The sequence below is a fragment of the Psychrobacter sp. AOP7-B1-25 genome, assembly GCF_052376195.1.
Taxonomy (GTDB): Bacteria; Pseudomonadota; Gammaproteobacteria; order Pseudomonadales; family Moraxellaceae; genus Psychrobacter.
Genome location: NZ_JBQSVK010000005.1, coordinates 160,829 through 175,458, shown reverse-complemented (window position 1 = coordinate 175,458; position 14,630 = coordinate 160,829). Strand labels below are relative to the sequence as shown.

General features: G+C 41.4%; 11 protein-coding genes and 1 other RNA gene. 5 read left to right on the top strand and 7 right to left on the bottom strand.

All coding sequences use genetic code 11. The features are described 5' to 3' along the window. Positions 1 to 55: 55 nt before the first annotated feature. The 3 genes from fba to ACT3QR_RS06835 all read right to left on the bottom strand — a co-directional run bounded on the left by fba (position 56) and on the right by ACT3QR_RS06835 (position 3,313). Positions 56 to 1,093 (bottom strand): class II fructose-bisphosphate aldolase, encoded by a 1,038-nt coding sequence (gene fba / locus ACT3QR_RS06845; protein ID WP_444520625.1) that lies wholly within the window; start codon positions 1,091 to 1,093, stop codon positions 56 to 58. 382 nt (positions 1,094 to 1,475) lie between these two features. Further along, on the bottom strand, positions 1,476 to 1,841 hold the full coding sequence (locus ACT3QR_RS06840; RefSeq protein WP_444520624.1) for a hypothetical protein: 366 nt from the start codon (positions 1,839 to 1,841) through the stop codon (positions 1,476 to 1,478). Positions 1,842 to 2,098: 257 nt separating this feature from the next. Further along, on the bottom strand, positions 2,099 to 3,313 hold the full coding sequence (locus ACT3QR_RS06835) for a phosphoglycerate kinase (RefSeq protein WP_444520623.1): 1,215 nt from the start codon (positions 3,311 to 3,313) through the stop codon (positions 2,099 to 2,101). Positions 3,314 to 3,817: 504 nt separating this feature from the next. On the opposite strand from ACT3QR_RS06835, the gene ACT3QR_RS06830 reads away from it, so the two are divergent. After that, positions 3,818 to 4,147 (top strand): TraR/DksA family transcriptional regulator, encoded by a 330-nt coding sequence (locus ACT3QR_RS06830; RefSeq protein WP_444520622.1) that lies wholly within the window; start codon positions 3,818 to 3,820, stop codon positions 4,145 to 4,147. Between the two features lie 65 nt (positions 4,148 to 4,212). On the opposite strand, the gene ACT3QR_RS06825 is transcribed toward ACT3QR_RS06830, so the two are convergent. Both ACT3QR_RS06825 and ACT3QR_RS06820 read right to left on the bottom strand, forming a co-directional pair. Then, on the bottom strand, positions 4,213 to 4,881 hold the full coding sequence (locus ACT3QR_RS06825; protein WP_444520621.1) for a thiamine phosphate synthase: 669 nt from the start codon (positions 4,879 to 4,881) through the stop codon (positions 4,213 to 4,215). 88 nt (positions 4,882 to 4,969) lie between these two features. Next, on the bottom strand, positions 4,970 to 6,049 hold the full coding sequence (locus ACT3QR_RS06820; protein ID WP_444520620.1) for a serine hydrolase: 1,080 nt from the start codon (positions 6,047 to 6,049) through the stop codon (positions 4,970 to 4,972). Positions 6,050 to 6,442: 393 nt separating this feature from the next. Here ACT3QR_RS06820 and ACT3QR_RS06815 point away from each other — a divergent pair, with 393 nt between their 5' ends. From ACT3QR_RS06815 to ACT3QR_RS06805, 3 genes are all read left to right on the top strand, one after another. Beyond that, on the top strand, positions 6,443 to 7,078 hold the full coding sequence (locus ACT3QR_RS06815; protein ID WP_444520619.1) for a response regulator: 636 nt from the start codon (positions 6,443 to 6,445) through the stop codon (positions 7,076 to 7,078). Positions 7,079 to 7,104: 26 nt separating this feature from the next. Further along, positions 7,105 to 8,862: a sensor histidine kinase gene (locus ACT3QR_RS06810; protein ID WP_444520618.1), complete on the top strand. Its 1,758-nt coding sequence runs from the start codon at positions 7,105 to 7,107 to the stop codon at positions 8,860 to 8,862. 161 nt (positions 8,863 to 9,023) lie between these two features. Further along, positions 9,024 to 10,739 (top strand): sigma 54-interacting transcriptional regulator, encoded by a 1,716-nt coding sequence (locus ACT3QR_RS06805; RefSeq protein WP_444520617.1) that lies wholly within the window; start codon positions 9,024 to 9,026, stop codon positions 10,737 to 10,739. Positions 10,740 to 10,807: 68 nt separating this feature from the next. Here the strand turns inward: ACT3QR_RS06805 and ACT3QR_RS06800 are convergent, their stop codons facing one another. Together ACT3QR_RS06800 and gpmI are read right to left on the bottom strand one after the other, a co-directional pair. Continuing rightward, the gene (locus tag ACT3QR_RS06800; RefSeq protein WP_444520616.1) at positions 10,808 to 12,283 is read right to left on the bottom strand and encodes a S41 family peptidase; all 1,476 of its coding nucleotides are present in this window, start codon (positions 12,281 to 12,283) and stop codon (positions 10,808 to 10,810) included. Positions 12,284 to 12,516: 233 nt separating this feature from the next. Continuing rightward, positions 12,517 to 14,172, bottom strand: a complete 1,656-nt coding sequence (gene gpmI / locus ACT3QR_RS06795; RefSeq protein ID WP_444520615.1) for a 2,3-bisphosphoglycerate-independent phosphoglycerate mutase — start codon at positions 14,170 to 14,172, stop codon at positions 12,517 to 12,519. Between the two features lie 247 nt (positions 14,173 to 14,419). Between gpmI and ssrS the strand changes: the two genes are divergently transcribed. Beyond that, positions 14,420 to 14,615, top strand: a non-coding RNA gene (ssrS, locus tag ACT3QR_RS06790) — 6S RNA. Positions 14,616 to 14,630: the final 15 nt, after the last annotated feature.

Sequence of the window (14,630 nt, the reverse complement as noted above, 5' to 3'; positions counted from 1 at the left end):
TATTATAAAATTAGCTGCTACTTCATTATGAACAGCTACTTTCTCCCATACAGTCTTATTGGTAAAACTTCACCATACCTTCAAGACTGGTTGGGCGAATTTTATGTGCTTGACCTGCAGAGCTAAATGCTTCAAAACGATTGGTACAGATATCTGACATCGCTACCATAGACGCTTTAAAGTATTTGCGTGGATCAAATTCGCTTGGATTCTTTGCAAGGAATTCGCGAATAGCGCCAGTTGATGCCAAACGTAAATCCGTATCGATATTCACTTTACGCACACCATGCTTAATCGCTTCTACGATCTGCTCAACTGGTACACCATAAGTTTCGCCGATATCACCGCCATTTTCATTAATCACTTTTAACCATTCTTGCGGCACTGACGACGAGCCATGCATAACAAGATGTGTATTAGGAATACGGGCATGGATCTCTTTTACACGCTCAATAGACAAAATATCGCCTGTTGGTGGACGTGTGAACTTATAGGCGCCATGGCTAGTACCAATAGCAATTGCTAACGCATCTACATTGGTATCTTTTACAAACTGCTCAGCTTCGTCAGCACTGGTTAAAAGCTGCTCATGATCTAATACACCTTCAGCGCCAGAACCGTCTTCTTCACCAGCCATACCAGTTTCAAGACTACCTAGGCAACCGATTTCACCTTCTACAGAGACGCCACAAGCATGTGCCATTTTGACGACTTCGCGCGTGACGCTAGCATTGTAATCATAATCCATTGGCGTTTTACCATCTTCACCCAATGAGCCATCCATCATCACTGATGAAAAACCTAATTGAATTGAGCGTTGGCAGATAGCTGGTGACATACCATGATCTTGATGCATTACCACTGGAATATGCGGCCATTCTTCGATTGCAGCGATAATCAAATGACGCAAAAATGCTGACCCTGCATAGTTACGTGCACCTGCACTGGCTTGGACGATAACAGGTGAATCACAAGCATCCGCAGCCATCATGATTGCACGCATTTGCTCTAAGTTATTGACGTTAAAGGCAGGAACACCATAGCTGTGTTCAGCGGCATGATCTAGAAGTTGACGTAGGGATATTAGGGCCATAAGACGCTCTCTGATTAGATTTTGAATAGTATTTTAAAAACAATTTCGCAACAATCATTCCACTGTATATTCGACCATACTGACAGTACATAGATGAGTAAAAGTCTGCATAATTTCGGATATGACTACCACGCGATGATTATAGCAAAAATTGTTCTGTCTTCGTAGCGGTTGACCGACTATTTGTCAGCCTATACAGTCTCTTCATGTCAGTTCGGTTTTTATAAACGGTTATGGTGACATACAATAAAAAAGCCTTGGCGATTACCAAGGCTTTTTTAATATTTTGAGGCTTATAAAGCAATGACTATTCTTAGAGGTTATCTATAAATTGATAGCAGCCCAATAATTCAGTCATTATAATGCTTAGTTATCACGTAGCTTAGTACTGTTGCTCTGCATCAACTGCAACATCATTTGCGCCTTCAGCGACAGCGACAGCACCATCGGCAACAGCTGAAGCAGTGCTTTCGACTGCATCGTTAGTAGTTTCAGCAATAGCATCACCAGTGTTTTCTAGAGCGTCTGTTGCAGCAGCACCAGCAGTGTCAGCGCCTTCGGCAACTTCAGTACCAGCGTCTTGAGCAGCAGCTTCAGCTTCAGCAGCAGCAGCATCGGCGTTTGCAGCAGCATCATCGCCAGCAGACTCAACAGCAGCTTCAGTGTTTTCTTCTGTTTGTTGGCTGCATGCAGTGACTGCAAAAGTACCAGCAAGTACGCTAGCAAGTAATAAATGACGTTTTAACATAATAAACCTCTCGTAAATAATGCATGTCAAAATACATGGTCGCACTATTTTATAGAGTGCGAGTTGGACATGCAATAATAATTTTCAGTATATAAACAAATAAATATTGCTTAATAATAACCAATGATTATTGCTCTTACTTGAGTCAATATAAACAAGCCAAGCAATAGCCAAAATATTATTTTTACAGACTACCCTAGTTATTTAAGATTAGTTGTACGTCTAATGTTACCAAGCTACAGAATATCGTTAAGTAATTAGGCATCTATTTGTAATGCAGCAACCGCTGGAAGTACCTTGCCTTCGACAAATTCTAAGAACGCGCCGCCACCTGTTGACATATAGCTTACACCGTTAGCAACTTGATACTTATCAATAGCTGCTAACGTATCACCGCCGCCCGCGATTGAAAAGCCATCACTGGCTCTTACAGCAGTGGCTAATATCTGTGTACCTTGCCCGAAAGCATCGACTTCGAATACACCAACTGGACCATTCCACAAGATGGTTTTTGCATTAATAATGGCGTTAGCAAGCTGCTTTGCGCTTTCTGGCGCGATGTCCAATATCATGTCGTTGTCACCAATAGCATCAACAGACTTAATCGTTGCGGATGCTCTTTGTAATGAGCCAGTAAAATCAGCGAAATCAATGTCATTTTTATCAGCGACTACAACATATTCAGGCAATAAAATTTCAGTCTTGGTCATAATGTCACGCGCAGTCTCTAACAAATCTGCTTCGTATAATGAGGCACCAACACTGTGGCCTTTTGCTGCCAAGAAAGTATTGGCAATACCACCACCAACGATAATCTGTGTGCAGACTTCAGCCAAGCTGTGTAGCACTTCCAATTTTGTAGATACTTTTGACCCACCAACGATAGCAAGCATTGGCTGCGCTGGCGTTTCAAGCGCTAGGCTCAAGGCATCAAGTTCAGCGGCTAACAATGGCCCTGCACACACAGTTTTGTCTGCTTGACGCATTGCTTGGGTAACACCTTCTGTTGATGCTTGCGCACGATGCGCAGTACCAAAAGCATCCATCACAAATACATCGCACAAATCAGCGTACTTTTTCGCTAGCGTGGCATCGTTTTTCTTTTCACCGTCATTGAAGCGTACATTTTCTAATAGAACCACTTCGCCCGATTTTACATTGGCACCTTGGGTAAGGTAATCACTATTAAGACGTACAGGTGTCGATAGTTGCGAGCTTAATTTTTCCGTCAAATAATCAGCGACTGGTGCCAATGAATATACAGCTTCAGGATTGCCTTCTGTTGGGCGGCCTAAATGTGAGCAAACAATTACCGCAGCGCCTTTTTCAAGCGCCATTTTGATGGTAGGAAGACTGGCTTGCAGGCGTGCATCGCTCGCGACCTTACCGTCTTTAATAGGTACATTTAAATCTTCTCGGATTAATACCACCTTATCCGTTAAGTTCAACTCACTCATACGCAAAAAATTCATTACCTGCTCCTATGCATCAATATATCTGTTAATTTCTGATTACTGTCGTTACTGATATGTTCACTATAGCCGGATTCATACAAATCAGAGACAGTGCTAAGCTCGCTCGACCTACTATTCGTAGCACTCTCACTCGCCTGCCTTATAACTACGCTATTTTATATCCAAGCTATATAGTCACTATCAGCTTTATTGCTTTTCAATGTTTTTTAACGCTTGGCTCTTACACTTATCAAGCCACTCTGGTGAGTCGATCAAGTAAGCAGAATTCAGCGGCGGTGTATTCTACCAGTTTTCTACCGCAGTCTCACAAACAACCTGACACAAATTTCAGTAAGTTTAGAATATTCAGTCTATATTCTTAGACCATTATTTGGTTGCAGCAATTACAGTTTCTGGCTTTGGGCATAGTCAATAAACAGTAACATTTCGTGGTGGTACTCAGCAGTCAAGCTCTTTATGATAGAAACATTGACAATAAAAACAATCTATTAGGAGAAAATAATGAGCATCAATTTAGACGCTGCCAAACAGAACCTATTAAAATTAAAAGATGAGTACGAATCTCGAATTGATAAGATAGAAGATCACATCCAAAATCCGCAAGATGAGCTCAACGAACATTGGGAAGATCAGGCCATATCTTATCGTCAAAACGACATGCGCAAAAACTTGATGAGCGAGGCACGTCAAAGCTTAACCTATGTCGAAAATGCATTGAGTCGGGTTGAAAATGGTACTTATGGCGAGTGTGAAGTCTGCGGTGAACCAATCGAAGAGCAACGTTTAGAAGCGCTACCCTACGCCACTTTATGTATGGAACATGCTGAATAGCGCTCTAGCATTGAGGTCCTATAATAAAATTATTGCCACTCTAAAAACCTTTCAAGAAGTAAAATTCAAGTAGGTATTTTCCATTTAGAAAATGCCTGCTGCCATTCATGACAGCGCTGAGCTATGTCTGCTACTGGCAAATTCATTATATCCCCGACGACTGCTACAAGCGCAATGGGCAAATTTACTAAATTCAAGACATTTTCTGCGGTTATCCCGCCTATGACACATATTGGTACGCCTTGCTGGCATCCTTCAACAAGCTGCCGACGCGAAATGATATTGGCATTTGGCTTAGTCGTAGAAGTAAACACTGCACCCATCGCAGCATAACTTGCACCGTCATTTTTCGCTTCTTTAACTAGCGCCACATCACCATGGCAAGTACGACCAATTATTTGATTTGGTAAAAGGGACTTAAGAGCATTATCGATACTGCCGTCTGTTTGACCAAGGTGTACCCCAACGCCAAGCTTTTCAGCTAATTTCACATTATCATTAACTACAACTGGTACATCGTATATTTTAGCCAACTCAATGATTTTCTTTGCTTCTTCAAAAAGCGTCAAAGCTCCATTAGGTAAACTAAGAACTTGCTTACGTCGAATTTGTAATAGCGCAATTAATCCTGTTGACAAGGCTGCCTCTAACTTTTGATACAGCAGCTCAAACTCGTCGTCATTGGTCAATAAATATAGTTTAGGCATAGCAGAAGATAGTGGCATATGGCTCATAGGGTGCTTCCTTAATTCTTAAATTTAACACAATAAAAAAGCTGTTATATCATATAACAGCTTTTTTTATGCGCTTAGAACATCAAGTCTATACCGTACGGCGAGTAGCCAAACTGTTTAAGATGTTTTTAGCATCACCCCAACGTGTCGCTGAGCTGTTTGCCCCTAAGATAACAATAATGGCAGGACGGTTGTTAACACGAGTTTCCATCACAACACAACGCCCTGCTTCATTGATAAAGCCTGTTTTAGAAATACCGATTGGATAACTGCCATCACGGACCAACATGCTAGTATTATTGGCTTTATAAGTGCGATTACCATTTGAGTAGTTTGAGACAAAAAAGTCATAGCTCTTAGTAGTAGAAAAACGACGAATGACATCGTAGTTACCAGCAGCACGGACCATCTTAACTAAGTCTTTTGAAGAAGCTACATTGCGCTTATCAAGTCCTGTTGGATCCCCAAAAAATGCCGTGCTCATACCCAAATCTTGCGCCTTGCGATTCATCGCACGCATGAAAGCGGCGTAACCACCTGGATAATTACGCGCCAGACTCTTCGCTGCTGGATTTTCAGACTTCATTAATGCCATTAATAGCATCTCAGCGCGGTTCAAACGATCACCTGATTTTAAACGCGAGCTTGCACGCTTAGGACCGACAAAATCTTCTGGATCAAGCGTGATTTCTTCACGCATATCAAGGCCTGCATCCAATACAACCATAGCGGTCATAACCTTGGTGATACTAGCCATTGGGCGTGCGATATCGGCATCTTTTTCGTAGATAGACTCGCCAGTTTCAGCGTCAATCACAGCAACACTACGTGAGTCAGTGCTAATCGGAATCATATCGCTACTACCAAATGCACCACGATAAGTTGTATTGTAGCGAGGACCATTGTTATTGCTACTAGCAAAGCTATTGGTATTCGTAACATTGGTTGTGCCATAACCGTTATCGACTTTCTTAATCGGCGAGCTATTGGACTTATACATGATATTACGCGCTTCAGACAAACTGTCAGCACCGCCCCAACTTAGGCGTGCACTAGAAGCAGTCTCAGTGCTACCATTAATCGTAAGTGCCGCTTGTGCAACACTGCCCAAACTCAATGAAATCATAGCAGCGATTAATTGCTGTTTGGTTAATGGTAGTTGCTTCATTATGACTCCTATTGCCGCTATTGCGCCAGTTACATAATGACTGACGCCTGGAACATGCATAGCGTTTGTAAATGTGTTTGTAAGTACTCGCATAGAGCTTTTGTATTTTTAGTGTATCATGGTTTACATTTAAGTTTAATCTATCAAACTGATTTAGTAGTTTTTTCTAGCTACTTTCAAATTTTGCTACAACCAATTTATACTTTAGAAACAACGATTCACATTACAGCAATATAAATTAACTTCAAATGTTATGATTATCCGTATTTTGTTATATTAATCAACGGTATTTTGAATATATAAAGATAATAATGAAGCCCAAAATATATTTCTTTTCTATAGTATTTAAGCTTAATAAAGCGTTCATTCTGACAAACAATAAAGAGTATGGTTATGATTAAAGTATTAGTGGTAGACGATCATGATTTGGTACGGATGGGTATTAGCCGTATGTTGTCAGACAGCCCTGATATCGAAGTAGTAGGTGAGGCAGACAGCGGTGATATGGCTATCAAACAAGCCAAACTGTTACATCCTGATGTCATTTTACTAGACGTCAATATGCCGAATATTGGTGGGCTAGAAGCAACCAAACGTCTGATTCAACTCGATATGGGTATCAAAATTTTAGCAGTCAGTAGCATGTCTGCACAGCCCTATCCTTCGATGTTAATTAAAGCAGGTGTCAACGGCTATATCACCAAAGGCACACCCCTTGATGAGATGATACGTGCAGTCAAAAAGATTTATCAAGGCGGTCGTTACTTCAGTCAAGACGTCGCTGAGCAATTAGCAGACGTTTTATTGTCTGATAATGCTACTTCACCTTTTGATTTATTAAGCGATAGAGAAAAACAAGTGGCTATGATGGTTGTTAACTGTCAGAGCCCTCAGCAAATCGCTGATCAATTATTTGTTAGTGTAAAAACCATCAACACATATCGCTACCGTATCTATGAAAAAGTTGGAGTTGATAGTGATGTTAAATTGACTCATTTAGCCATTCGTCACGGTCTGATTCAACCATAAAGCACCTAATATATTACGGCCAGTTTATGAAACCTGCTACCAGTCCTAGATCTGTCGCTACTCGCTACGCCAATCATGACGCTACGCTGCCTTTGTCACAATTGCGTAAGTTAGGACTGATTTATAGTAGCTATCGTTTCGTCGTTAGCCTGTTCTCTATGCTCATGCTATACATCCCTACTCGTACTGACAGCAGCATATCCCTACCCAGCTTTTTGCAGCAAACAACCTTAAGCTTTTATATGCTTCTAAGTCTGATACTGCTTGGACTGTTTTATGTCGTCAGAAAGCATATGCGCCGTCAGTTGGCATTTGGGCTGGCATTAGACGTTATCATATTAAGTCTGCTGCTTTACACTACAGGTAATCCTGATTTGCAGTTGACCATGCTATATATGGTTGTCGTCGCGGCCAGCTTTATGCTACTACATAGCTCACAAGCCTTGGTTATTACTTTACTTGCCATCATTCTTGTTATTTATCAGCAGTTTTTTTATGCTATTGCCAATAGCATGAGTCTAGCCAACCTAGGTGACGCGCTATTGATGTCGGCGAGCTTTTTAGCAGTTGGCGGTTTGAGCTGGTCTATCTCTCAACGATTGGTACAGCTTGAAAAAGTCGCCGCAAACCATGCGAAGGAAGTCGAGAGACTTAACGTGATCAATCAAGAAGTTATCACGCAAATGGTTAATGGTGTCATGGTTATCGATAAGCAGCATATTGTCTTAGCCAATCTTGCTGCACATCAATTACTTAGTCTTTCACTTGTCACACCTACCACAGCGCAAAATACCTTTGGCAATACTAAGGACGCTCAACACAAAGCGCTTCTCTCTAATTTCGAGCAGCAACTCAATAAACAACACACACAATTATTTAGTGCTTGTTTGTCGGTAGCTTCAGGGCAGTCACGCGCTTTTACCTATGATGTACCAGCGGTGGCAAATTCCTCAATATTTGGTAAATTACGCGTACAGATTATTCCACTAAAAGACGATAGCAAGCTTATCATATTAGAAGATTTACGCCGTGAGCAAGCCAGTGCTCAACAGCTCAAACTGGCTTCTTTAGGACAACTAACTGCTAGCATCGCTCATGAAATCAGAAACCCTTTAGCAGCGATCTCACAAGCTAGCCAGCTATTAATGGAAGATGTTGCAGAACAAGCGGAAGGTCATAGTACATCAAAAAATGAAGTGCATGCTGCTATGACGGGCAATCATGAGCTTTATGAAATGATATTTTCACAGACAAAACGTGTGAACCGCATCATCGAGGATATTTTAAAACTGTCTCGTCAGCAGACAGCGACCCAACAGGTGCTCAAACTGGCTGAATGGATACCATCGTTTTTGGAAAATTACTTTCAGGGACACGACATTTTTCTACGAGTAAAAACCAAACCTATAATATCATTCGATACTCATCAGTTAGAGCAGATATTAATCAATTTAATTAACAATGGCCTGCGCTATAGTAGCTATGCTCACCCTCATGCTTACGTAGAAATCGACATTTACTGCGCAGACAACGATGTTATAATCGATATATTAGATGATGGTAATGGCGTGAATACTGAGAATTTACAACTTTTGTTCGATCCGTTTTTCACAACAGATAAAACTGGTACAGGTTTGGGGCTTTATTTGTCACAAGCATTTTGTGAAGCCAATCAAGCACGTCTACTCTATATTCCTGAACATGAAAAAACATGCTTTCGATTAATTGTGCCTTCTATTAAATCTGATAATAAATTTCAAACCATTGAAGAAAGTCTTTCCTAAACTTATTTTTTGGAACAATATTGTTCTACGTTAATTTTACCAAACAGCAGGTTTGAGATGAAATTAATAAAAGTACATGACGTTTTGACTTTGTATAAAGCTATACGCCTATTTAGGTCCAGCTATGAATTTTATAGCCATTGAATACGATGAGATGATGTATGACAACAACCGCGCTAGTCGTCGATGATGAAGTAGATTTATGTCGATTGATGCAAATTACTTTGACAAAAATGGGTATCAAAAGTGATGTGGCTTATACTTTGTCGCAAGCAAGATCATTTTGGCAAGATAATGACTACGATTTTTGTTTGACGGACTTGAAGCTGCCGGATGGTTCGGGATTAGAGTTGGTGAAAGAAATTAGCAGTAGCTCTAATATTCCAATAGCGGTGATTACGGCTCATGGCAGCATGGATTTAGCTATTGAGGCGTTAAAACTCGGTGCCTTTGATTTTGTTAATAAACCGCTTGAACTACCACGTTTGCGCCTACTAGTAGAGAATGCCTTAAAAGTTATTCATCAAGATAGTGAAGTACAAACCACACCAGAGTGTTCTCCTGAACAAAAAATGTTGGATAGCAGATTGATTGGTAACTCCGCTGTCATGCATCCTCTTAAGAATACTATTTTAAAACTAGCACGCTCACAGGCGCCTGTATTTTTATCGGGTGCTTCTGGCACAGGTAAAGAAGTGGTCGCTAGATTGATCCATGATTTAAGTCCACGTCGTGATGGCAGCTTTGTACCAGTGAACTGCGGTGCGATACCATCAGAGCTGATGGAGTCGGAGTTTTTTGGTCACAAAAAAGGCAGCTTTACAGGGGCTGTCGCTGATAAACAAGGATTATTTCAACAAGCCAATGGTGGCACGTTATTTTTAGATGAGGTAGCAGACTTACCTTTAGCTATGCAAGTTAAATTGTTACGTGCCATTCAAGAAAAAACAGTCAGAGCAATTGGTGATACAAAAGAGGTTCCAGTGGACATACGCATATTGTCTGCCACTCATAAAGACCTAAGCCAATTGGTACAAGATGGTGCATTTCGACAAGATTTATATTATCGCATCAATGTTATTGAGCTCAAGCTTCCAACCCTGAACACACGCCGCGACGACATTCCTGTATTGGCAGAACACTTTTTAGCGATGATCGCTGATGATTGGCAATTAGAGTCACCACCATCACTGACGATCGAAGCCTGCGCACGCTTACAACGTCACGATTTTGCGGGTAATGTCCGTGAGCTACGCAACGTACTTGAGCGTGCAGTCACGTTAGCTGAAACCTCATGCATTGACATTAGTCATTTAGGTCTTCCTGACATTGAACCTGAGCTTGTAAATACACAAGAGAAGAATCATAACTCAGCTATTGACGACTCTGAGCTACCTCCTCATAACTCAGAAAACCAAATCGATGCTCAACCTACAGCCCAAGCAACGAAAAGTGGTGAGCAAGTAATTCAATCTAGCAGCAATATAACGACACAGGTTAAGCAAAGTGCGATTAATATACATCCCTATCGTACTAGCACCCATCATTACCCTTCCATGATGCAGCATTCATCAGATAATAATGGCAGCCCTTCAACCAACGTAGCAAGTACTCATGAAAAAGAATCACTTCTTAACTCTATTTCGCACCAAGAACTATCTAAAGATATATCAAACTCGCAAGAATTGTTTAACGGTCAACTACCGCCTCAAGGATTAGAGCATTATTTGCAAGAACAAGAAAAGCAATTAATTATCACCGCACTCAAGCAAACTGGCTGGAATAAAACCAAAGCAGCTGAGTTGTTGGGAACAACTTTTCGCTCTTTACGCTACCGTATGAAAAAGCTTGAAGTTTCTGAAGAGGCGTTCGATTAGCATCTTCAGAAATTTCAAACATTTCGGCTGTGTGATTAGATGTACTATTCATTGACAGATACAAAAATCTATTCTTGTACAGCCGTTTTTCTAACAAAGCGAATGCCAGAATCTAGCGCGCGCACTTTTACTAATTCTAATGCTTGCTGCTCCCACGTACTCTCACTGCCTGACAAGGTCACATCAGGCTCTACGCCGATCTCGTCTATTTGCCTACCTGCTGCCGTCATATAACTGGCCACAGTCAACTTAACGGCTTGCTCATCGTTTAAAGGAATGACCGATTGTACTGAGCCTTTTCCATAACTAACTTCACCAATAATAGTAGCGCGTTTTTGTGCTTGTAAACTACTAGCAAGCACCTCTGACGCCGATGCTGAATAGCGGTTTTGTAATACAACTAACGGCAAAGGCTTGAGTATCGCATCACCTTGGGTCGATAGTACGCGTGATTTATTTTGACGTGCTTGCACTTGTACCACATCAGTATCATCCATAAATAAACTGGCAACACTCACTGCTGATGTCAGTACACCACCTGGATTATCGCGCATATCTAACAAAATACCTGATATAGGAGCGTTAAGGTTAATCAAACCTTCTAACAACTTTTCACGGCTATTGTTTTGAAACGCAGGTAATTTAACAATAGCAATGCCGTCAACTAGCTTAGTCTCGATAATCTGCGGATGACTATTATTACGCTGCAACGTTGTTGTGTGCTTACGTCGACCAGCTTTGGAAGTAATAATATCTACCTGCGTACCAGCAATACCTGTCAAAAGCTGCTCAACATCATTGGCTTGCCTCCCTTCATCTAATTTAAACTCATCAACCTGATGTAAATAGTCACCAACTGCGATGCCTTTTTTATCCGCAGGTGAGTCATCGATAACTTCTGTTACGACCCAATACCCTGCTTCTGGCTGGTAGTTAACCTTAAGACCAATATCACCTACATCACCTTCGGTAAAAGCACGCAGGTTCTCATACTCTTCTGCATCTAGAAACTCAGCATGACTGTCAAGCTTGGTCAGCATACCGCTCATCGCATTGCTAAACAACTCTTCGTCATTGACCGTATCAACATACTCACGGCGTACTAAATCCACTACAGCCACGAACGTCTTTAGTGTCTCAGGAGAGATGGCATTTAACGATACCTGAGCGACCTCCGCTGGAATGTCCGTATTAATATCATCGGTATCATCTATTAGAGCGCTTTCATCTGGCACACTATCTATCAAATCATCTGGCTCATCGGCAACATCTAGCATATCAGCAATATTCGATAAATTATCAGCGTCGTTTTCATCCACTATCTCATCTGCATTTAGACTGATGAGCTGTAGACCGTCTGTAGAATTAGTACTATCTGCAGAAGACTCTACCCCTACTGCTGCCTGTACATTCACGCTAATCGCACAACCAAGCATACCTACCAAAATTGCAGGCTGTAAAACCGTAGACGCGGCTGACGGCTTCCTTACTGATTTACTTAACCCTTTGGATAAAAAAGAACGTGCAAGAGAAATAGGCTGCATAAAAGGACTCATTTAAATAATAGAGAATACGAATTTATGGTTATATAACGACTGATAAGATAGCACCAAACGCATATTTCAAACTAGCATAGTATTGCAAGTAAACTAAGTAAAATGTATCACAAAAAAAGGAAAGGATAATAGGTTATCCTTTCCTTTTCGATACCTTCTAGTATAGATATTCAATCAATATGAAGCCCAGCAACTCAAGGGTCGTTTTTGATTCGACTACCTTAAACTACTGGGATAAGCAAGCTCTCACCTGTCATCTCCGCTGGTGCATCAATATTCATCAACGATAAAATAGTCGGTGCTATATCACTCAGTTTACCGCCGCGACGTACTTGCAGCTTTTGGTCGCCCACATAAATTAACGGCACATGCTCTGTCGTATGCTGTGTATGTACTTGACCGCTTTCATAATCTTGCATTTGCTCACAGTTACCATGATCGGCTGTGATAAGCATATCACCATCAGCAGCACGCACTGCTGACTCGATACGGCCCACACATACATCCAAAGCCTCAACCGCTTTTACCGCTGCATCAAAGATACCTGTATGCCCAACCATATCACCATTGGCATAATTGACCACCAATACATCATACTTACCAGACTCAATCGCTTCTACTAGTTTATCCGTAACTTCAGGCGCGCTCATCTCAGGCTTTAAATCATAAGTCGCAACGTCTGGTGATGATACTAGAATGCGAGTCTCACCCTCATACTCTTCTTCGCGGCCACCACTAAAGAAAAAAGTCACATGCGCATACTTTTCAGTTTCAGCAATTCGCAGCTGCGTTTTTCCTTTATCCTGTAAGTACTCTCCCAATGTATTAGCCAAAGACGTTGGGTAGTAGGCAATGCTAGTCTTTGGGTTATCCGCTAGGATATCTGAATACTTCGTCAACATCACAAATGCTGCCAGTTTTGGCTGCTTTTGGCGAGCAAAACCAGAAAACTCATGGTCTGGTAAAACAAACGCTTGGGCGAGTTCACGAGCACGGTCAGCCCGGAAATTCATAAAAATAAGTGCATCGTTATCATTAACAGTATACGGCACTTCATCACGTCCAATTACGGTTGTTGGACTGACGAACTCATCGGTCTCACGCGCTTTGTAAGCAGCTTGGACAGCACCATCTGCCCGTGTTGATAGACGATCAGCTTTACCTTCAGTAATCAGCTCATAGGCTTTTTGTACTCTATCCCAGCGATTGTCACGATCCATAGCATAGTAGCGTCCGATGATGCTTGCAATCTGTACGCGGCCACCTTCGTAATGAGCATTCAACTTATTGATATAGTCACGCAAACGGTTGATATATTTATCAGCAGACTTAGGCGGGGTATCACGGCCATCTAAAAAGCAATGAATAAAAACATTCTTGGCACCATGGACCAACGCTGAATGACACATACCTTCGATATGATCTTGATGTGAATGGACGCCACCATCAGAAAGCAAGCCCATGATATGAACATTACCGCCACACTCATTGGCAGCTTTTACGGCATCGACCAACGCTTCGTTTTTATAAAATTCACGGTTAGTAAGTTCACTTGAGATACGTGTCGAGTCCTGATAAAGAACGCGACCAGCACCTAGGTTCATGTGACCAACTTCTGAATTCCCAAACTGCCCCTCTGGCAAACCAACATCTTCCCCTGAAGCAGAAATCAGCCCATGAGGATACTGCTGATAGATCTTATCTAAATTTGGCATATGAGCGGCAGCGATGGCATTATCTTTATCTTCTTCACGATGACCAAAGCCGTCCAATATCATCAAGACATGCGGTGTTTTTTTATTTTGGGCACTGTCTTGGTTATTGCTAAGCTGTGTTTTGTTATCAATAGAATCTGATGCTTGTTGGGTACTGGTCATATATTACCGCTCCTCGAGTGAATGAACGCCTATAATGTTGTGTAAGGGAATATAAAGCCCTATATATTAACACACATCTTGAAATAGCTGAAAAACTGACAATTTTTTACTAATAAACGAATGGTTTTGTATCGTTTTTATACCTTGGTATTTGTAAGCAAACCCTTACTAGTCATGCCTTTCAATGGCATTGAGTATCAATCTGTAATTCAGACTTGCAATCATTCTTTTCATTGGTTAAGATGAAACTATTCTGAAGTGTTGGCTAGTAGATGTTTATTCCCTGAGCCGATAATGCTTTACCAGGATGTGGTACCTATTGTCTCATTGTGTATGCCTGCACCGCTTGCGGTGTATCAGGAAACCTGCAGAGATGATGACGCATCCGCCCTGAACTTCACGGTTCATGGGTCACCATCTTACAGCGGCACTTCGGTTGTTTCATTCGGTTAGTAACT